Origin of the sequence: Agrobacterium sp. OT33 (assembly GCF_017313365.1) — a bacterium.
In the GTDB taxonomy this organism is placed as follows: Bacteria; Pseudomonadota; Alphaproteobacteria; order Rhizobiales; family Rhizobiaceae; genus Agrobacterium; species Agrobacterium rhizogenes_A.
On record NZ_JAFLMZ010000001.1, the window covers coordinates 225470 to 245395 of the forward strand.

The 19926-nt window shown below is 61.1% G+C and carries 21 protein-coding genes; 14 read left to right on the plus strand and 7 right to left on the minus strand.

Going from position 1 to position 19926, the window contains the following annotated elements:
- Positions 1-106: 106 nt before the first annotated feature.
- The 5 genes from JZX88_RS01150 to JZX88_RS01170 all read left to right on the plus strand — a co-directional run bounded on the left by JZX88_RS01150 (position 107) and on the right by JZX88_RS01170 (position 2243).
- Entirely contained in the window at positions 107-340 is a 234-nt protein-coding gene (locus JZX88_RS01150; RefSeq protein ID WP_003503188.1) for a DUF6290 family protein, read from the plus strand.
- Entirely contained in the window at positions 324-593 is a 270-nt protein-coding gene (locus tag JZX88_RS01155; RefSeq protein ID WP_206912286.1) for a type II toxin-antitoxin system RelE/ParE family toxin, read from the plus strand. Before JZX88_RS01150 ends, JZX88_RS01155 begins: the two co-directional genes overlap by 17 nt.
- 6 nt (positions 594-599) lie before the next feature.
- Positions 600-1364 (plus strand): hypothetical protein, encoded by a 765-nt coding sequence (locus tag JZX88_RS01160; RefSeq protein WP_206912287.1) that lies wholly within the window; start codon positions 600-602, stop codon positions 1362-1364.
- Between the two features lie 137 nt (positions 1365-1501).
- Positions 1502-1810 carry a hypothetical protein gene (locus tag JZX88_RS01165; protein ID WP_246753416.1) on the plus strand — a complete coding sequence of 103 codons (309 nt, stop codon included), beginning with the start codon at positions 1502-1504 and terminating at the stop codon, positions 1808-1810.
- A gap of 58 nt (positions 1811-1868) precedes the next feature.
- Complete coding sequence (locus JZX88_RS01170; protein ID WP_142855368.1) at positions 1869-2243, plus strand: DUF305 domain-containing protein; 375 nt, start codon at positions 1869-1871, stop codon at positions 2241-2243.
- A 134-nt stretch (positions 2244-2377) separates the two neighbouring features.
- Here the strand turns inward: JZX88_RS01170 and JZX88_RS01175 are convergent, their stop codons facing one another.
- Positions 2378-3295, minus strand: coding sequence for a LysR substrate-binding domain-containing protein (locus JZX88_RS01175; RefSeq protein ID WP_142855367.1), 918 nt, complete (start codon positions 3293-3295; stop codon positions 2378-2380).
- A gap of 81 nt (positions 3296-3376) precedes the next feature.
- Between JZX88_RS01175 and JZX88_RS01180 the strand changes: the two genes are divergently transcribed.
- Positions 3377-4420: a YeiH family protein gene (locus JZX88_RS01180; protein WP_206912288.1), complete on the plus strand. Its 1044-nt coding sequence runs from the start codon at positions 3377-3379 to the stop codon at positions 4418-4420.
- A 10-nt stretch (positions 4421-4430) separates the two neighbouring features.
- Here the strand turns inward: JZX88_RS01180 and JZX88_RS01185 are convergent, their stop codons facing one another.
- Both JZX88_RS01185 and JZX88_RS01190 read right to left on the minus strand, forming a co-directional pair.
- On the minus strand, positions 4431-4874 hold the full coding sequence (locus tag JZX88_RS01185; RefSeq protein WP_206912289.1) for a hypothetical protein: 444 nt from the start codon (positions 4872-4874) through the stop codon (positions 4431-4433).
- On the minus strand, positions 4871-5500 hold the full coding sequence (locus JZX88_RS01190; RefSeq protein WP_206912290.1) for a DNA-3-methyladenine glycosylase I: 630 nt from the start codon (positions 5498-5500) through the stop codon (positions 4871-4873). The genes JZX88_RS01185 and JZX88_RS01190 overlap by 4 nt, the downstream gene beginning before the upstream one ends.
- A 238-nt stretch (positions 5501-5738) precedes the next feature.
- Between JZX88_RS01190 and JZX88_RS01195 the strand changes: the two genes are divergently transcribed.
- Entirely contained in the window at positions 5739-6515 is a 777-nt protein-coding gene (locus JZX88_RS01195; RefSeq protein WP_065114958.1) for a L,D-transpeptidase, read from the plus strand.
- A gap of 275 nt (positions 6516-6790) precedes the next feature.
- Entirely contained in the window at positions 6791-7450 is a 660-nt protein-coding gene (locus JZX88_RS01200; protein WP_142855362.1) for an outer membrane beta-barrel protein, read from the plus strand.
- Between the two features lie 233 nt (positions 7451-7683).
- Here the strand turns inward: JZX88_RS01200 and glcF are convergent, their stop codons facing one another.
- From glcF to JZX88_RS01215, 3 genes are all read right to left on the minus strand, one after another.
- Positions 7684-8985, minus strand: a complete 1302-nt coding sequence (gene glcF, locus JZX88_RS01205; protein ID WP_206912291.1) for a glycolate oxidase subunit GlcF — start codon at positions 8983-8985, stop codon at positions 7684-7686.
- Positions 8986-9000: 15 nt separating this feature from the next.
- Positions 9001-10203, minus strand: a complete 1203-nt coding sequence (gene glcE, locus JZX88_RS01210; protein WP_174030728.1) for a glycolate oxidase subunit GlcE — start codon at positions 10201-10203, stop codon at positions 9001-9003.
- A 262-nt stretch (positions 10204-10465) separates the two neighbouring features.
- A complete protein-coding gene (locus tag JZX88_RS01215; protein ID WP_206912292.1) occupies positions 10466-11899 on the minus strand; it encodes an FAD-linked oxidase C-terminal domain-containing protein in 1434 nt (477 codons plus the stop codon).
- Between the two features lie 110 nt (positions 11900-12009).
- Here JZX88_RS01215 and JZX88_RS01220 point away from each other — a divergent pair, with 110 nt between their 5' ends.
- Positions 12010-12909: a LysR family transcriptional regulator gene (locus JZX88_RS01220; RefSeq protein WP_065114953.1), complete on the plus strand. Its 900-nt coding sequence runs from the start codon at positions 12010-12012 to the stop codon at positions 12907-12909.
- Positions 12910-12983: 74 nt separating this feature from the next.
- Here JZX88_RS01220 and JZX88_RS01225 read toward each other — a convergent pair whose 3' ends face one another.
- Positions 12984-14258, minus strand: coding sequence for a DUF3422 family protein (locus tag JZX88_RS01225; RefSeq protein ID WP_065114952.1), 1275 nt, complete (start codon positions 14256-14258; stop codon positions 12984-12986).
- A 296-nt stretch (positions 14259-14554) separates the two neighbouring features.
- Between JZX88_RS01225 and JZX88_RS01230 the strand changes: the two genes are divergently transcribed.
- From JZX88_RS01230 to JZX88_RS01250, 5 genes are all read left to right on the plus strand, one after another.
- Positions 14555-15328, plus strand: coding sequence for a FadR/GntR family transcriptional regulator (locus tag JZX88_RS01230; RefSeq protein WP_206912293.1), 774 nt, complete (start codon positions 14555-14557; stop codon positions 15326-15328).
- Between the two features lie 103 nt (positions 15329-15431).
- Positions 15432-16778: a glycosyltransferase family 1 protein gene (locus tag JZX88_RS01235; protein WP_161991599.1), complete on the plus strand. Its 1347-nt coding sequence runs from the start codon at positions 15432-15434 to the stop codon at positions 16776-16778.
- Positions 16775-17521 carry an HAD-IIB family hydrolase gene (locus JZX88_RS01240; RefSeq protein ID WP_142855356.1) on the plus strand — a complete coding sequence of 249 codons (747 nt, stop codon included), beginning with the start codon at positions 16775-16777 and terminating at the stop codon, positions 17519-17521. The genes JZX88_RS01235 and JZX88_RS01240 overlap by 4 nt, the downstream gene beginning before the upstream one ends.
- A 295-nt stretch (positions 17522-17816) precedes the next feature.
- Complete coding sequence (locus JZX88_RS01245) at positions 17817-18257, plus strand: NUDIX hydrolase (protein WP_065114948.1); 441 nt, start codon at positions 17817-17819, stop codon at positions 18255-18257.
- Positions 18258-18418: 161 nt separating this feature from the next.
- On the plus strand, positions 18419-19924 hold the full coding sequence (locus tag JZX88_RS01250; RefSeq protein WP_206912294.1) for an inorganic phosphate transporter: 1506 nt from the start codon (positions 18419-18421) through the stop codon (positions 19922-19924).
- Positions 19925-19926: the final 2 nt, after the last annotated feature.

A 19926-nucleotide genomic window follows, 5' to 3' on the forward strand; every position in this document is an offset into this window, starting at 1 on the left:
GCCCGGTGCGGCAAGCCGCAAAGGCTGCGGTTTTACTGGCCTGCGCAGCCAAGCGGTGCTATATGGGATACATGTATCCCAATTGAGATCGGGAAGGACGCGACCCATGAGCAAACAGACGGCCATCCGCCTGCCTGATGAGACCTATGAGCGGCTGAAGGCGCTTTCCGAGCGCACCGGCCGCACATCCGCCTATTACATCCGCGAGGCGATCGAGAAACATATCGAGGATATGGAAGACCTCTATCTCGCGGAAGAGGCGACGCGGCAGCGCATCGCCAATAAAGAACGCACCTATACTCTGGAAGAAGTGATGCGTGATCTTGACCTGGAGAATTGAATTCCAACGGGCTGCCGTCAAACAACTGGGCAAGTTGGCGAAGAGTGATGCCAATCGCATCATTTCCTTTCTGGCGGACCGGATCGCCAAGGATGACAACCCCCGTAAAACCGGCGCCGCCCTGCAGGGCTCCGAGCTTGGAAATTTCTCGCGCTACCGGGTGGGCGATTATCGCATCATCTGCGATATACAGGATCACAAGCTCGTCGTGCTGGTGGTCGAAATCGGTCATCGCCGTGAAATCTACCGTTAGGCATCCATGATCCTCGAAGCCCTGCAATATGCCGCCACCCGCGCGGTCACGCCGAAAGAATTCCGGCCGCATATCCGCTATTCCGTCAACCTGTGGGCGCGCGCCAACCGCTGCGCCAAGGCATGGGCGGAGCATGAGGACAACAGCCGGCAATTCGTGCTGCAATCCGCCAGAAAGCTGAAACAGCGGCGAACGGCAGTGGTGCTGGGGTCCGGCCTCTTGCGCGATGTGCCCTATGACGCGCTGGTGGCGATGTTCGATACCGTCGTTCTGGTCGATCTGGTACATCTCGCCAGCGTGCAGGCAAAACTGCGCCTCAATGCCAAAAAGAACGTCCGCATCGCCAACCGCGATCTTTCCGGCTTTGACGATGTACTCGCCGACCGACAGCCGGAACCGCTCGATTTCCTACGGCGGGTGCCCTATCTCGATCTCGTCGTTTCAGCCAATCTCCTGTCGCAGATCGGCACCGGCGCACACCACCGGCTGGAGCGCGAGAAGATCACGAATGCGCCGGATGATCTGCTGGCGAAACTCATTCGGACGCATCTCGATGCGCTGGCCGGGCTTCCCTGCAAGGCCTGTCTGGTAACGGACACATCCTTCGATGTCATCGGCAGGGATGGCAGCCTGCAACAGCACGAGGATTTGCTGCACCGCATCGAGATTCCCTCACCCACCGCCGCGTGGGAATGGCCGCTTGCCCCCTTCGGCGAGGAAAGCAGGGATTACCGCATCGTGCATCACGTCATCGCGCGTGAACTGACCTGAGCGTCATGCTTATTCCACAATTTTCGCGGTAAATTCACACCATGCACCTGATGGTCCGCACTTTGATGTTTCTTGCCTGCCTGCTTTACGGTGCAATGCCGGCGCAGATGGCGATGAGCATGCCGGCGACTGCTGACATGGCCGTTTCGTCGCAACCTGCGATGAGTCATGAAAATCGCCATTCAAACCATGCCGGAGATCGGGACATCGGCGCCGAGACCCATGCGCAGGATATAGCCAAAGCCCATAAATCCGGCATGGGCGATTGCTGCCCACATGGCGATGACGCCGCGCATCCCGGATCCTGCGCTGCCTGCCTGATCGTGGTTCCGCAAATGATCTTCGCCGATGCCGGCCGGATGATCTTCGACTACCCCAAGCCGCAGCGTGGCGTTCTCTTTAATGGCAAGGCTTTCGCGCCGCCACTGCCGCCTCCCCGCGCCTGACACCAGATTTTTCCAGTCAATCCATCGAAAAATCCGTCAGACACAGGAAGGATAATCCATGTCTATCAAGACCATCACACTCGCCGCCGCTTTCGCGGCCGTTTTCGCCATGCCCGTTTTCGCACAGGAAGCGGGCGGCCATGCCGGGCACACCATGTCCAAGGGTGCCGCAAGCGAAACCGATTCCACCAAGGCTTTCATGGAAGCCAGCAAGAAGATGCATGGCGATATGGCCATCGATTACAGCGGCGATGCCGATGTCGATTTCGTGCGCGGCATGATCCCGCATCATCAGGGCGCGATCGATATGGCCAAGGTCCAGCTCGAATATGGCAAGGACCCGGAAATCCGCAAGCTGGCCGAAGAGGTGATCAAGGCGCAGGAAGGCGAAATCGCCATGATGAAGGCCTGGCTGAAGTCCAAGGGCAAGTGATTGCTATTGTTGAAGTGGAGCGCCGGCTGCGGCGCTCCACTTTTTCTTCTCCCCGCCGGGGAGAAGAAACAAGCGGAAGCTTTCCCATGCCTACGGCAACCGCGCGAACGCGGCCCGTACCACTCCGCACTCTATTACACCCCCGCAAGACCGGCCTTGTAATCCTCCGATGCCGCCCGACTGAGGCGTTCCAGCTCCATGGCCGCCCGGCTGGTGTGGCGCTCCTTGTGACGCAACAAAGCGAAGTTGCGGGCGGGCAGATCAATGCCGGCGCGGACCAGCAACCCCTGCCGCAGGAAGAGGGATGCCACCGAGGCTGAAACTGCCGTCGCGGCCCCACCCGAGCGCGCCGCCATCACCACCGCCTCGTTGGACGGCAGTTCCAGCATGACGGAAAGCTCGCCGGGATCGACGCCCATCTGCCGCACCGCCGCCTCGAAGGCGGAGCGGGTGCCGGAGCCCTGCTCACGCAACACCCATGAGGTGCCATAGAGCATATCGAGCGCGGTGAGATAACGGCCATCGGCGAAGGGATGGGCCGAACCGGTGACGACCAGCAGCTTGTCGGACACGACGGGCTGCACCAGCAAGGCCGGCTCGTCGATCCTGCCCTCGATGAAACCGACTTCCGCCAGACCGTCCAGCACCGCCTGCGTGACAGTCTTGGTATTGCCGATATCGAGCCGCACGGTCACGCCGGGGTAGAGCTTCTTGAATTGCATCAGGATCGGCGGCAACCAGTAGCTTGCAATGGTCTGGCTGGCGCAGACGGTGATTTCGCCGCGCGTCAGCCCGCCCATTTCGGAAAGAATCAATTCCGCATTGCGCACACGGGCCAGCGTCGCCTTTGCTTCGCCCAGAAATACCCGGCCGCTTTCGGTCAGTTCGATGTTGCGGCCGACACGATGGAACAGCTCGACATTATAAAACGCCTCGAGATTCTTGATGGCGGAACTGACGGCGGAAGCTGTCAGGCCGATGGCTTCGGCGGCCCTTGTCAGATGTTCGCGTTCGGCGACGGCGATAAAGATACGGAGTTGTTCAAACGTCATGGCTTTTCATTCGATTTTATCGAATAATATATGCCATATTATTTGATAGAATAAAACAGGCCGCTACGGCATTGTCTGGCCATGGCACAGCATCGCACCCTCACCCATCCCTTTCAGTTTTCCCTACGTTGGTTCACCCCGCTTCTGCCGGGCATCCTGCTTTGCACAGCCGTCAGCTGCGCCGCCATTCTGGCCGAGCGTTTTCAGGTGCGGCTTGCCGGCCACGCATGGCTTGGCGATCTTGTGCTTGCCATTCTGATCGGCACACTTCTGCGTTCTCTGGTGTCGCTTCCAGCGGTCGCTTCGGCCGGCATCAGGTTCAGCGCCAAGACCCTGCTGGAAATCGCGGTGGCGCTTCTCGGCGCGTCTCTCAGCCTTGCCATTCTCAAGGGCGCCGGCGGGCTGCTGATTGGTGGCATCGCGCTGATCGTCGCGCTGTCGCTAATCGTCAGCTATGCCGCCGGGCGAATGCTGGGCCTGCCGCCCAAGCTTGCGACGCTGATCGCCTGCGGTAATTCCATCTGCGGCAATTCCGCCATCGCCGCCGCCGCGCCCGCCATTGGTGCCAAGCCGGAAGATGTCGCCGCATCGATTGCCTTCACCGCGATTCTCGGCGTCGCCGCCGTGCTTTTGATGCCATTCCTGCCGCAGCTTCTGGGTCTCGATGCCACCCAATACGGCATTTTCGCCGGCCTGACGGTCTATGCCGTGCCGCAGGTTCTGGCCGCCACCGCCCCGCTCGGCGCGATTGCCGTGCAGACCGGCACCATCGTCAAGCTCATCCGCGTGCTGATGCTGGGGCCGGTCATCGCCACGCTTTCCGTCATCCATGGCCAGTCCGGCAAGGGACGCCTGAAGCTGCAGCAGATGGTTCCGTGGTTCATCATCGGCTTCGTGCTGATGATCATGGCCCGCTCCTTCGGCCTCATTCCAGAGGTTCTGCTTTCCCCCGTCGCCTCGCTCTCCAATATCCTGACCATCATGTCGATGGCGGCGCTGGGTCTTTCGGTCGATATCCGTAGCCTTCGCCATGCCGGCGGCAAGGTCATCGTCGCCGCCAGCCTATCGCTGGTGCTGCTGGGTGTTCTGAGTTTCGGCCTGATCGTGCTGACACAGGCAGCCTGAGGGCGCGCCGTTATGTCCCGGCGCTGACCGTCAACGTGTAATGCGCGCCGAGGCCACGGCGCGGCGACCCCAGAATGAGTGTCGGGCGGATCAGCCATTCGGTATCCGCCTTCGGCGTCAGCGTCGCGATCTTGCCGCCGGAATCGCTGAAGAAGATCGCATCCTCATCCGGCGTCGAAAAATCGAAGATCGCCATCAGGACAAATTCGCTGGAGGCGGCAAGCTCGATCTTCACCGTCTGCCCGGCCTTCACTTTCAGGCGATAGACATCGCCACGCCCGCGCCGGGTCCAGCCATCCAGCGTCAGCGGTCCGGACGGCGGCAGCGCCACTTCCTTCAGCCTTTCACCGTCATCGAGCCAGATGCCATCGACATTGCGGCTTTCCGCAAAAGACGGATGCGGCACGGCCGCCACAGTCATGGTGAAAGCCAGAAGAAGGGACGTTGCCTTCATGGACGTATGAACTCCCGCCGCAGGGCCTCGATCGGCTGGCGGCAATGGCAGCCCTCGATATGGTCGTTGACCATACCCATGGCCTGCATGAATGCATAAACGGTCGTCGGGCCGACGAAGGTCCAGCCCCGCTTCTTCAGATCCTTGGAAAGACGGATAGAGGCGGCGCTGGTGGGGTTGGCCCTTAACGTCGCATAGTCCAGCCTTTGCGGCCTTTCTGCGGCGGCGGGTTCGAAACCCCAGAAATATCGGGCAAGCGAGCCGAATTCGTCCCGCAGCGCCACGGCGCGGCGGGCATTGTTGATGGTCGAAACGATCTTGCCGCGATGGCGGATGATGGCCTTGTCCGCAACGCAGCGCTCGATATCGGTTTCGCCAAACTCCGCCACTGTTTCGAATTCGAAATTGGCGAAGGCAAGCCGGAAAGCTTCCCGCTTGCGCAGAACCGTCAGCCAGGAAAGCCCGGACTGGAAACCTTCCAGACAGATTTTCTCGAACAGCCGTCGATCATCCGTGACGGGATAACCCCATTCCTCATCGTGATATCGGCTGTAATCCTCCAGCCCCTGCTGCCAGAAACACCGCACGCGGCCATCCGCACCGGTTTCAAGTCCCGCTTCGCTCATTCCGCAACAACCCTTTTCCGCTCCCGCCCGTGACCGTTGGAAGCTGCGCACTTACCACTCATTCACCACGTTTCAAAACCGGGCGCTAACCTTAAATCCAGCTTTCCCTAATCAAGGGCTTTTTAATGAACAGCCATTTACGATTCGCTGGCGTCGAGGTGCGAACGTGTCCGGCAATGCGGGACAATATTCCCCGCCATTTCCATTGTTGCGGCATACCGCAGAGAGAGTCCACCCGATGACGATGAAGTCCGTTTTTCTGGCGCTGAGCCTCGTTTCCACCCTCGCCGTGCCGGCTGCCATGGCCAATGAGCGTTACCGCGAGCGCCCGCCGATCGTCGTCAGCCCGGACCTTTCCGCACCATGGGTCACGCAGCTGGGTGGTCGCGGCAATGTGCGGCCGGTGGTTTATCCGCGCGCACCTGCCGCACGCCAGCCATTCTTCCAGCAGCGTCAGGCCGCCATGCCGCAGCGCCCCAGCTCCGGCGTCACATCGCAGCGCCCGGCGCGGGTGCAGAACGCCGCCGTGCGACCCAACGCGCCGGTGCGCACGCAGATCGCGCCGCAGTTCCTGCCGCAGATCGTCACCTACCAGACCAATGAAAAACCCGGCACCATCGTCATCGATACGCCGAACCGCTTCCTCTATCTCGTGCTCGCCGACGGCAAGGCGCGGCGTTATGGCGTCGGCGTCGGCAAACCCGGCTTCGAATGGGCAGGAACCCACAAGGTGACCCGCAAGGCGGAATGGCCGAGCTGGACCCCGCCGAAGGAAATGATCACCCGCGAGGCGGCCAAGGGACATTACCTGCCGGCCTTCATGGAAGGCGGCCCGGCCAACCCGATGGGCGCGCGCGCCATGTATCTCGGCTCCACGCTTTACCGCATCCACGGCACCAACCAGCCCTGGACCATCGGCAGCAACAACTCCTCCGGCTGCATTCGCATGCGCAACGAGGATGTCACCGATCTTTATGAGCGCGTAAACGTCGGAACCAAGGTCATTGTGATATGACGGCAACGGTGACGCCATTCCGGCCGCTTCAGGACCGGCAGGGCGGCGTATCCGCTTGAATTGCCGCCTTGCGCGGGTACACTCGGGCTGAATTCAATCGAACGAAGCATTCGACGAGACTTGGCGGGGGACGCCAGGCGCCGGACCTCTCTCAGGGGGATGATGGAACGGCCTTAAAACGGGTGGTCAGCTGACCGCCCGTTTTTCGTTTCTGTCATTCAAATGTTATCAAAAAACGGTTTGGTGGATTTCTGATATCAACTTGGATTCTCTCCATGCCGCGCCACACTTCTTTTGTCTGCGCCCTGCTCCTCAGCGGCGTTTCCTTCTCTGCCGCAATCGCAGGCGAATTTGAAATTTCCGGTTATGGCGGCTGGCAAAGCGCGCCGCACAGCGATGTGACGGTTTCCGACGGACCGGATTTTCGCGCCGGCTGGGAAGGCAAGTCGTTCTCCAGCCCGCCCTATTGGGGCGTGCGCGGCACCTACTGGTTCGAAGAGGGCCGGCTCAACAATTTCGGTATCTCGCTCGATTTCACCCATGACAAGGTTTATGCCGACGATCAGACGCTTGCCCGCTCCGGCTGGTCGCATTTCGAATTCACCGACGGCCTGAACCTTCTGACGCTCAACGCGCTCTATCGCTTTCCGCTGGAATCCCTGCCGATCACCCCTTATGTGGGCGCCGGCGTCGGCATCAACGTGCCGCATGTGGAAGTGAACCGTCCGTCGGGCAAGACCTTCGAATACCAGTTTGGCGGCGCCACCCTGCAGGCGCAGGCCGGCCTCAGCTACCGCATCACCGACAACTGGTCGACCTTTGTGGAATATAAGGGCACCTATTCCTTTATCGATGTGGATATCGACAATGGCGCGTCGCTGAAGACCGATATCATCACCAATGCGGTGAATTTCGGCGTGGCGTATAAGTTCTAAAAGATATGGCGCAAAGCGTGCCGCGTGGACGACGCTCTCTTTCTTCGTCATTCCGGCCATGAGCCGGAATCCAGTCAGCCCAAGTCATTGGGCTGGAAAGACTCTTCTCGTCGCGCCGACGCGCGCCGGCTGGATGCCGGGTCAAGCCCGGCATGACGGATGCCGAAAGTGCGAAAGTGCGTGCGCGAAAGCTGCCTCGGGTACTGCGCGGTCGAAAGTACCACGGGACGTTTCTAAACCGAAAGCCGCGCCGGCTTCGGCCCGCCATAGGCCCAGTCCAGCAGCTCAACCGTGTGCAGGATCGGCATATCAGTGCCGGTTCCGATCTGCGTGATGCAGCCGATATTGCCGGTGGCGATGACATCCGCGCGGGTGGCCTCGATATTCTTAACCTTGCGCGCCTTGAGCTTGGCGGAAATTTCCGGCTGCAGGATATTGTAGGTTCCGGCCGAGCCGCAGCAGAGATGGCCTTCCGCCGGATCGCGAACGGTAAAACCCGCCGCCTTCAGCAGCTGTTTCGGGGCGAGCGTGATCTTCTGGCCGTGTTGCATGGAGCAGGCGGAATGATAAGCGACCGTCAGGCCCTGGCTTTGCCGTTGCGGCAGATCGAGCGTGGCGAGATATTCGGTGATGTCCTTTGCAAGCGCCGAGACCCGCGCGGCTTTTTCCGCATAGGCCGGATCGAGCCGCAGCATATGGCCGTAATCCTTGATGGTGGTGCCGCAGCCGGAAGCCGTGATGATGATGGCGTCAAGGCCGCCGCTCTCCATCTCCCGCGTCCAGACATCGACATTACGCCGGGCTGAAGCGAGCGCTTCTTCCTCCCGTCCCATGTGATGCACCAGCGAACCACAGCAGCCCTCGCCCTTCGGCACCACGACCTCGATGCCGAGCCGCGCCAGCAGGCGCAGTGTCGCCTCGTTGATGCCGGGGTCAAGCACCGGCTGGGCGCAGCCGGTGAGAATGGCGACACGCCCGCGCTTTTCGCCCTCGGCCGGCCGTTCACCCGGACGGGCGGAAGCGGAGGCGGCAGGCACGGCGGCGGGCGCGAGAGCGAGCATGGATTGCAGCGGTTTCAGCGCCGGAACCCTGGCAAGCAGGCCTGAGAAGGGCCGCGCCAGCCGGGCCAGGTGCAGCGCCAACCGGAAACGCGTGGGATGGGGCAGGACGGCGACCAGAAGATTGCGGAACAGCCGATCCATGAAGGGGCGCTTGTATGTCTGTTCGATATGGGCGCGGGCATGATCAACCAGATGCATGTAATCCACGCCGGAGGGACAGGTGGTGGTGCAGGCAAGGCAGGAGAGACAGCGGTCGATATGGGTGACGACCTCGCGGTCGGCCGGGCGGCTGTTTTCCAGCATGTCCTTGATGAGGTAGATGCGGCCGCGCGGGCTGTCCAGCTCGTTGCCGAGCGTGACATAGGTGGGACAGGTGGCAGTGCAGAAACCGCAATGCACACATTTGCGCAGGATTTTTTCGGATTCCGCCACATGCGGATCGGCCAGCTGTTGCGGCGTGAAGGATGTTTGCATGGTTCAGACCGCCCCTTATATCGCTCCGGCCATCTTGCCGGGATTGAAGATACCCGCCGGATCGAGTTTTTCCCTGATCCGTGCCGACAGGATGGCCTCCGCCGCCGGGCGCGGCTCGAATGCCGCGACCGTGGCGCGCACCGCATCGCTTGCCCTCACCAGCGTTGCATGGCCGCCGCCGAGCGCCCGGATGGCGCCGCGCAGCAAATCCGCCTCGGGGTCGGCCTCCATCTGCATCCAGACAAGGCCGCCCTGCCAATCGTAAAAGGCGTCTATGCCCGCTTCCATGCGCAGCGCCGCGACAAGCTGATGACCCACCGAAGGCGCGACCGATACTTTCCACAAGGGCTTCGCTCCCTGTCCGGCATAGGGTGCAACATCCCGCACCTGACGCCACAAAAGCCTGCTCTCCTCAGCCTCCAGCAGCGCCCACGGCCCGACCCGATCCATGACCGAGAGGAGTTTGGCCGTGCGCGCCTCCACCGAGGCGGAAAGCCCTTCCAGCCGCAGGATGGTCGCCGGGCCGTCCGGTAATCCGCCATCGATGAAACGGGAACGAACGCTTTCCGGCAGATGCGCGGCGCCTGATACCTCGACGCTCATTGCCATCGCCGCCGCCATGATGCGTGTCGCCGCCTCGTCATCGAGACCGGACACGACCACGGTTCTTTCGGCCGGCGGTTTCGGCAGCACACGGAAGGTCACTTCGGTGAGGAAACCGAGCGTGCCGAAGGAGCCGGCGAGAAATTTCGACAGATCGAGCCCGGTGACATTCTTCATGACGCGGCCGCCGGCCTTGATGATCTCTCCGCCGCCATTGACGAAACGGATGCCGAGCAGGCTGTCGCGGGCCGCACCCGCCACATAACGGCGGGGGCCGGAAACATTGGCGGCGAAGACGCCGCCGATGGTCGGCTCGCCCGCAGTTCCCATGATCGGGCGATGGTCCATCGGCTCGAAGGCCATCATCTGGCGGTTTTCAGCAAGGGCGGCTTCGACGGTAGCGAGTGGAGTGCCGGCCTTGACGGTCATAACCATTTCGGCGGGAACGTAAGAGACGATGCCGTTCATGGCGCGGGAGGAGAGCGCATCATTTGCCGCGACTGCGTTGCCGAAACCGGAACGGGTGTTGCCACCGATGATTTTCAGCGGTTTTTTTCGCGTTGCGTGGTCGCGGATGATATCGGCGGCCTGTGTTTCTGAGTATGGGGTCAGCATGGGGTGGCGGGCTCCGAGCATGGGATAGCGCGGTTAGCGCAAGAAAGATTCTGCTCCGAGCAAGAGATACCCCCCTCTGCCCTGCCGGGCATCTCCCCCTCAAGGGGGGAGATCGGCAAGAGGCTTGCGCATCGTTTCAATCGCACCGTTCGAGAATTGAACGGGAGTTCGCCGCTTGTCGATCTCCCCCCTTGAGGGGGAGATGCCCGGCAGGGCAGAGGGGGGTAAGCCACACCCATCAACGTCACAAACCTCACACCCATCATCCCCTCCCCTCCAGCGGAAACACCTTGGAAGGGTTCATCAGCCAGCCCTCATCGAAAGCCGCCCTCACCGCCATCTGCTGGGCAAGATCGGCCTCAGCATACTGGTGGCGCATCAGATCGCGCTTTTCGATGCCGACACCGTGCTCGCCGGTCAAACACCCGCCGGCATCCACGCAGAGCTTCAATATCTCATTGCCCGCCTCCTCGGCGCGGGCCGCATCTTCAGGGTCATTGGCATTGAACAGGATCAGCGGGTGCATGTTGCCATCGCCGGCATGGAAGACATTGGCGACGCGCAGGCCGAGCCGGTCGGTAATCTCGCTCGTCTTTTTCAGCACGTAGGAAAGTTGCGAAAGCGGCACGGTGCCATCCATGCAGATATAGTCCGCGATACGGCCCGTCGCGCCGAAGGCGGATTTGCGGCCTTTCCAGATCGCCGCCGCTTCCATGGCCGACTGGCATTCCTTCACAGTCTTCACGCCATGTTTTCGGGCGATGGTGACGATATCGGCCAGCATGGCGTCCATTTCCGCCTCTGAACCTTCAACCTCGACGATCAGCAGCGCGCCGACATCCAGCGGATATCCCGCCTTGGCGAAGGCCTCGCAAATCTCGATGGCCGGCTTGTCCATGAATTCGATGGCGACCGGGATGATACCCGCGCCGATGATATCGGCCACACAGGAGCCAGCCTCCTCGGATGTCTCGAAGCCGAACAGCACCGGTCGCGCGCCTTCCGGCCTGGCGATCAGCCGCACTGTCGCTTCCGTCACGATACCGAGCTGGCCTTCCGAACCACAGACGAGGGCGAGCAGATCGTAACCGGTAGCGTCGAGGTGCTTACCGCCCAGTTCCAGCACCGCGCCATCCACCAGCACCATTTTCACGCCGAGCAGATTATTGGTGGTGACGCCGTATTTCAGGCAATGCGCGCCGCCGGAATTCATGCCGATATTGCCGCCGATGGTGCAGGCAAGCTGGGAGCTGGGGTCCGGCGCATAAAAGAAACCTTCCGCGCCGGCCGCATCGGAAATGGAGAGATTGGTGACGCCCGCCTGCACCCGTGCGGTACGGTTATAAAAATCAAGTTCGAGGATCGAGGCCATTTTCGACAGGCCGATCACCACCGCATCCTCCTGCGGGATCGCGCCGCCGGAGAGCGACGTGCCGGCACCGCGCGGCACGACCGGAATGCCGTAACGGTGACAATATTTCATCACCGCCGCCACCTCTTCCGTCGTCTTCGGCAGCGCCACGGCCAGCGGCAGCCGGCGATAAGAGACGAAGGCATCGGTTTCGAAAGGCACGAGTTCGCGCGGTTCGTGCACAAGACAGTCCGCCGGCAGAATATCCTTGAGGTCCGCTATGATACGGTCACGGCCGGCGACGATTTTCGCGCGCGGCTCCAGAAACTTGATCGGCTGCGTCACCGCGCCTCCTCCATGCCATTTTCCCAACTGGTATTCTTTCTTTACCACTTTGAAACAGCGCAATCAAATGTTATGGATTTTTTCCATTCCGGAAACAATCGAGGGCAACTATGACGAATCTGGGCGATCTGGAAGTCTTCGCAAGCGTTGCCGCCTCCAGCAGCATGTCGCTCGCCGCCAAAGAGCTTGGTTATTCGCCCGCCGTGATTTCCAAGCGCATCAAGCGGCTGGAAGAAAAGCTCGGCGCGCGGCTGTTCCAGCGCACCACGCGGCAGATTTCCCTGACCGAAGCGGGACAGGGTTTTTACGAGCGTGTGCTGGCCGTGCTGGAGGGACTTGAAGAGGCCGAGGATTTCGTGTCCGGCCGCGCCAATACGGTCAACGGCACGCTGAAGGTTTCCGCGCCGACCTCCTTCGGGCGCATGCATATCGCGCCGCATCTGAAGGGTTTCATGGAGCGGCATCCTGATCTCTCGGTTAATCTCGTGCTGAGCGACGAGTTCATCGACATCATCGAGGGTGGTTTTGATCTGGCGATCCGCATCGCCGATCTCAATTCCTCCAGCCTCGTCGCCCGCAGGCTGGCACCGGTGCGTCGCGTGCTCTGCGCTTCAGCGGATTATGTGGCCGCGCACGGGATGCCGGCGACAATCGAGGATCTGAAAAGGCACCGCTGCCTGCCGGCCCACAATAACGATGTCTGGCGGCTGGAAGGACCGGGCGGCGCGATGAGCATTCGCCCGGAGGGGATGCTTATAACCAATTCCAGCGAGGTGATCCGCGAGGCGGTGATATCAGGACTCGGCATTGCGCTGCGCTCCACCTGGGATATCGGCCATGAATTGCGCAGCGGCAAGCTGGTTCAGGTCCTGCCGGGATATGAGGGGTCGCGAAACGTCACGCTCTCGGCGGTTTATCCGAGCCGGCAGTTCCTGCCTGCGAAAGTGCGGCTGTTCATCGATTATCTGGCCGGGCTTTATGGGCCTTCACCCTATTGGGAGCAGGGCTGAGGCAGGCTTCGCATCGGCACCCCCTATCCTCCCTCATCCCTGTGCGTGTCATAGGAAAGAGGGAAACCTGGCCCTCAGTGCCCACCCTCGGCATGGGAGCGGCGGATGCGACGCACCACCCACCAGACGCCGAGAACCGCGAAGGGAACGGAGATACCGGTGACCACGGCGGGATCGACCGGCAGCACGTCGTGGCTGATCGCCTTGGTGAGATAACCGATGAGGCCGACGACATAATAGGAGATAGCGGCGACGGAGAGGCCTTCCACCGTCTGCTGCAGGCGAAGCTGCATGGCCGCGCGCTTGTTCATGGTGTTCAGGAGCACGGTATTCTGCCGCTCCAGTTCCACATCGATCCAGCTTCGGACGAGCGCCGTGGCGCGGTAGAGCTTGCGCGAGAGGTTCGCCTGCCGCTCTTCCACCGACTGGCAGGTGCGCATGGCGGGCGCCATGCGCCTTTCCAGAAAGCTGCCCATGGTTTCGTGCCCGTGCACCGGGGTTTCCGCGAGCGCCCGGATACGTTCACGCACGATGCCGTCATAGGCACGGCTGGCGCCGAAACGATAAAGGCTGAGCGCGGCGTTGGCTTCCAGTTCGGCCGCAAGCCGGGTCATCTCGGCCAGCAGCGCATCGGCCTCGTCACGCGCACCGTTTTTCATGCGCTGGGTGATGCCGGTCAGGCCATCCTCGATGCGGCGGATTTCCGGCGACAGTGTCTGCGCCATCGGCAGGCCGAGCATGGCAAGGGTGCGGTAGGTTTCGATATCGAGAAGCCGCTGTACCAGCGCGCCGCGGCTGTAATCGCTCAAACCGCGGTCGATCACCAGAATCTGTGTCAGCCCGTCGCGATCCTGACGGAAATCGGTGAGGATCGCCGCCTGCCCGTCGCGCAGGTCGCTGTGACAGAGGCTGGTCGGCTCGAACATCGTCTCGGCTCGCGCCGCGAGCGCGTTGTCCTGATGGATTTCCAGCCGCACGCCCGAGATCAGCGAGCCAGGCGGCGAAAAGCCGTCGCCGAACGGGTCGCCGGCAATCTCGCCGCCGAATTTTTCCGGCGCCGGCCCGTCCCAGAACCAGGTGGAAAATTCCGTGTGCCGCTCCCAGCGCAGCGTGCCCTGCCCCCAGGGCATGGCATGGTGGCGGGCGTCGCGTTCCGGCGGCGCGACACCGCGGCTGCGCGACATTTCCGCGATCACGGAGTGATGCACGGCGGAGCCGCCATCCATCATGAAGGCAAGCTGGATGATGATGCGCGACGGCGCGAGCAGCACCGTGGGGCGCGCATGCACCTCGCCCAGAGCCAGCGACCTTTCCGGCGCGCTTGCGAAAGCAAATCTACCCTTGGCCATTGCGATTTCGTCCCCGCTTCCTGTCCCGGATTTCTAAAACATCGATCACGATGAAAACACCGCAATCGAAGCCGATGTAATTGTTTTGATCCATCTGACGGCAAAAATCCGCCATCGTCACCCTGTCCCAAGCCTGCTTTAACAAAAGCCAGTTTAGAAAGGCAGATGCCGAGTTGCCGCAGGGACACAAGACGCCACCCGCGCGGAACTGGACAGAATATTTGACCAGTACGATGCTTCGCTGATAATTTGCCCGGCATCAAGCACGGGGCGGGTTTTCGCCGGAGACTTCTGCGATGGACGAAACCCTTTTTGCGCGTATCGAGCACAGCCGCACATCGCAGGAGGTGATCCTGCGCTTCGAGGAACTGATCCTCGACGGTATATTGCGCGATGGCGACCGGCTGCCGGGCGAGCGCGAGCTGGCGCAACGGCTCGATGTCTCCCGGCCAATCCTGCGGGAAGCGCTGAAGGAGCTTGAAACCCGTGGCCTTCTCGTGAGCCGGCATGGCGGCGGCACCTATGTCGCCGATATTGTCGGCCCGGTCTTTTCCGATCCCCTGAGCGCGCTGATCACCCGCCACAGCCGGGCGACGCGGGATTTCCTCGAATATCGCCGTTATATCGAAGGCATGACCGCCGAACTTGCCGCGCAGCGGGCGACGGAACCGGACAGGCGCAACCTTGCTGTCATCGTCGACAGGATGCGTGAGGCGCATGAGGCAGGCCGCTTCGAAGAGGAGCTTGCCGGCGATGTGGAATTTCACAACGCCATCGGCGAGGCGGCGCATAATATCGTGCTGATGCACACGCTGCGCTCCTGCTACCGGCTTCTGAGCGACGATATCTTCTACAATCGCCATCTCATCTTCACCATTGCCGGCGCCCATGACGAGGTGCTGAGACAGCATATCGCCATCCATGACGCCATCGCGGCCGGCGATCCGGCAGCGGCAAGGGCGGCGGCGGAGGCCCATATCGACTTCATCGTGGAGACGACATCCAAGGCGCATCAGGCGCGGGAATGGGACCGGATTTCGCGCCTGAGGCAGCAGCAGCGCAGCACCTGAAAACGCCATCCGGCGAAATATGGCAGCTCTTTTATTCAGGTTTTGATGGAACCTTTTGTGCCCTTTGGTCTTTTTATCGGGTTAATTGGAAAAATTTACCAAGATGGGACCTATGACGACCACGAGCGAAACTGAACGCTATCCGCGGATAGCTCTCATATCGACGCATGGCTATGTCGCTGCGCACCCGCCACTTGGCGCGGCGGACACCGGGGGACAGGTGGTTTATGTTCTTGAGCTTGCACGCAAACTCGGCCAGCTCGGTTATACTGTCGATCTTTACACCCGCCGCTTCGAAGACCAGCCGGAATTCGACGAGGTTGACGAGCGCGTCCGCGTGGTGCGCATTCCCTGCGGCGGGCGCGATTTCATTCCAAAGGAATATCTGCACCGGCACCTGATGGAATGGTGCGAAAATGCGCTGCGTTTCATCAAGAAAAACGATCTGAATTATTCTTTCATCAACAGCCATTACTGGGATGCTGGCGTGGCCGGGCAGCGGCTGTCCGAAGCGCTGAAAATCCCGCATCTGCACACGCCGCATTCGCTCGGCATCTGGAAAAAGCGCCAGATGGAGACCGATTACCCGGAAAAGGCCGATACGTTCGAACTGGAATTCAACTTCAGGGAACGCATCCAGCACGAGCTGATCATCTATCGCAGCTGCGACATGGTGATCGCCACAACACCGGTGCAGCTGGACGTGCTGATCGAGGATTACGGCCTCAAGCGCAAGCACATCCACATGATCCCGCCGGGTTATGACGACAACCGTTTCTTCCCGGTCTCGGATGCGACACGGCAGATGATCCGGCAGCGTTTCGGCTTTGAGGGCAAGGTGGTGCTGGCGCTCGGGCGGCTTGCCACCAACAAGGGGTACGACCTGCTGATCGACGGCTTTTCCGTTCTGGCGGAGCGCGAACCGGAAGCGCGACTGCATCTGGCCGTCGGCGGCGAGAACATGGACGAGCAGGAAACCACCATCCTCAACCAGCTGAAGGAGCGGGTGCAGGCACTCGGTCTGGAAGGCAAGGTGGCATTTTCGGGTTACGTCGCGGACGAGGACCTGCCGGACATGTATCGCGCCGCCGATCTCTTCGTGCTTTCGAGCCGTTACGAGCCCTTCGGCATGACCGCGATCGAGGCGATGGCGAGCGGCACGCCGACCGTTGTTACCATCCATGGCGGGCTGTTCCGGGCCGTGAGCTATGGCCGCCACGCGCTGTTTGCCGATCCTTTCGACAAGGAAGACCTCGGCATCACCATGATGAAGCCGTTCAAGCATGAGCGGCTTTACGGACGGCTTTCCCGCATGGGCGCGCACAAGGCGCGCAGCCTGTTCACCTGGACGGGCATTGCGCAGCAGCTTCTCGCCCTTGTGGAAGGCAGGACCATGATGCCGGTTCTGGAAGAATCGGACTGGGCCGAACCGTGGAATGACGGCGATTGAGGCCGCTTCGCCTCTTTTCCACCGATCTCGACGGAACCGTCGTCGGCGATAACGACGCCACGCGCCGGTTTCGCGATTTCTGGCACGCCTTGCCGGAAGAGCGTCGCCCGCTTCTCGTCTTCAACAGTGGCAGGCTGGTCGATGACCAGCTTGCGCTGCTCGAAGAGGTGCCGTTGCCGCGGCCCGACTATATCATCGGCGGCGTCGGAACCATGCTGCATGCGAAAGAGCACAGCGAACTGGAAGGTGCCTACAGCCACTCGCTCGGCACCGGTTTCGACCCGCTGAGGATTGCCGATGTCATGACCGGCCAGCCGGGCGTGACGATGCAGGAGGAGCGCTACCAGCATAGCCTCAAATCCAGCTGGTTTCTGCATGACGCCGATGAAAAGGCGCTTGCCGACATTGAAAACGCTCTGCGGGCAGCAGACATCGATGCCCGCATCGTCTATTCCAGCGGCCGCGACCTCGACATATTGCCGAAGGCCGCCGACAAGGGCGCAGCGCTTGCATGGTTATGTGGACAACTGCGTATCGGCCTCGACGAATCAGTCGTCGCGGGCGATACTGGCAATGATCGGGCGATGTTCGAATTAAGCGGCGTTCGCGGCGTGATCGTTGGCAATGCCCTGCGGGAACTGGTGTCCCTGGCAGACGGCAATAGCCGGCTTTTCCTCTCGGACGCAACGGAAGCGGATGGCGTGGTCGAAGGTCTCCGCCATTGGGGATTGCGCCCCCTCTAGCCTATTCCAGCCATGTCCGGGGCGGCTTGCGTTGCAAATGACGTGAAAGCGGACAGAACGGCATTCCGTAGTCAGCCGTTTGGCATGGGAACCACCCGGTCGCGAGTTTTTTCGCCAATCCACCCCGTCCATCTTTGCCCGCAGGCTTCATCAGCGTGAAGACAGTAGTGGGTTATGGATGAAGGGGGATTGGCGGAACTTGCGGCGTATCTATATTAGCAATTATCACTACCCGGCAAAGAAGGATCTATCCGGATTGAAGATTTTGAATCGATTGGCGACAGACGTTGGCTTGATGTTGCGCAGACCGCCGCGACAGCAATATGCGGCGCTGTGCTATCGGTTGTCCAAAAAAAATCCGGCGCCGGAAGTCCTGTTGCTGACCAGCAGGGACACCGGACGATGGGTCATTCCCAAAGGTTGGCCGATGGGCGGCAAGAAGGCCCATGCGGTGGCCGAACAGGAAGCCTATGAGGAAGCCGGTGTCAAAGGCACGGTGGAGAAGGCACCCTTCGGCTTTTACGAATACGAAAAAAAGCTGAACAGCGGCATCAACGTGCCGTGCAGGGTTCAGGTGCATCTGCTCGAAGTCTCGGAAATGCAGGATAGCTTTCCCGAAAAGGACTCCAGACGGCTGGAATGGGTCAGCCCCCAGGAAGCGAACAGGCGGGTCAACGAACCGGAGCTGAAGGCGCTGATGCTCGCTTTCGACAAGCGGATGGCGCATTCGAAATAGCGCGTCCGCCCGAACAGTGGCAATGTGCAGTTTGTTTTTCCAACACGGCTGTTACCGTCTTTCCTTTTGGAAAGATGTGCGAGATGTAACAGTCTTTCTTTAAATTGCCTTCAACCTGCGACACTGCCGGACGAAAGGGAATGCTGGCAAACGAGGTCTGAATGGCAATAAAACCGCCATCGAACATGAAGCCGACACTCGACAAGGACCTCGACAAGATCACCCGTGTCGAGGAGGCGACGCTGCACGTCACGCAGCAGCTTGCCGGCCTTGGCGCGGGATTCATGTTCGTTGTCCTGGCGGCGATATTCGCCGGTGTCTTCGTCACCGGCACCGCAGGCTCGGTCATCATCATCGCCGCTGTCGCCATCGGCGCCTATATGGCGATCAATATCGGCGCGAACGACGTGACGAACAATGTCGGCCCGGCGGTCGGCGCCAAGGCCATGCCGCTCGCCGCCGCGCTCATCATCGCCGCGACCTGCGAAATCGCAGGAGCGCTGATCACCGGCGGCAACGTCGTGGAGACCATTTCCAGCGGCATCATCAATATCGAGACCATTCCCGACAGGACTGCATTTTCCTGGGCAATGTTATCAGCGCTTCTGGCCGCCGGCCTTCTCGTCAATATTTCGACATGGACGAGAGCGCCGATCTCCACCACCCATACGGTGGTCGGCGGCGTTGCGGGCGCGGGCCTGGCGGCCTATGGCATCGGCGCGGTCGACTGGCTGTCGCTTGGCAGCATCGCCTTTGCATGGGTGCTTGCGCCCTTCATCAGTGCCGCCATCGCCATCGTCATCCTCGCCTTCATCAAGGAATGCATCATCTATCGCGAGGACAAGATCGAATCCGCGCGTCTGTGGGTGCCTGTTCTCATCGGCCTGATGGCGGGAGTTTTCGCCGCCTATCTCATCTGGGTCGGACTGCGGCAGCTCATGCATGTGTCGCTTGGCCATGCCAGTATCATCGGGCTCGTGACCGGCCTCGTCGCCTGGCGGCTCTGCGTGCCGATCATTCGCAAACAATCCGAAGGTCTGGAGAACCGTAACCAGTCGCTTCGCATCCTGTTCCAGTGGCCGCTCGTCCTTGCCGCCGGATTGATGTCCTTCGCTCACGGGGCAAATGACGTCTCAAACGCCATCGGCCCCGTGGTGGCGATCGTGCGGGCCCTGCATGACGAGGCGGTGGGAACTTCGGCACGCGCACCGCTATGGGTTATGCTGGTCGGCGCTTTCGGGCTTTCCTGCGGTATTCTCCTCTATGGCCCACGCCTTATCCGCCTTGTCGGCGAGCAGATCACCAAGCTCAATCCGATGCGCGCCTTCTGCGTTTCCGTGGCGACCGCGCTCACCGTTCTCGTGGCCTCGCGCTTCGGCCTGCCGGTCAGCACCACCCATACGGCAATCGGCGCGGTGTTCGGCGTCGGTTTCTTCCGCGAATGGTACACGCAGGCGTCGCGGCGGCGGCAGGAACTCGTCAATGCCGGCACGGGCCAGACCCGAAGGACAAACAGATACGCCGACAATCCTTCCGAAGTGCGCCGCCGTTATCTCGTCCGACGTTCCCACTTCATGACGATCATCGCCGCCTGGCTGGTCACCGTTCCGGCAAGCGCTACACTTGCAGCGCTGCTCTACTGGCTCATGTCCTTCCTCTTTCTGTGAAC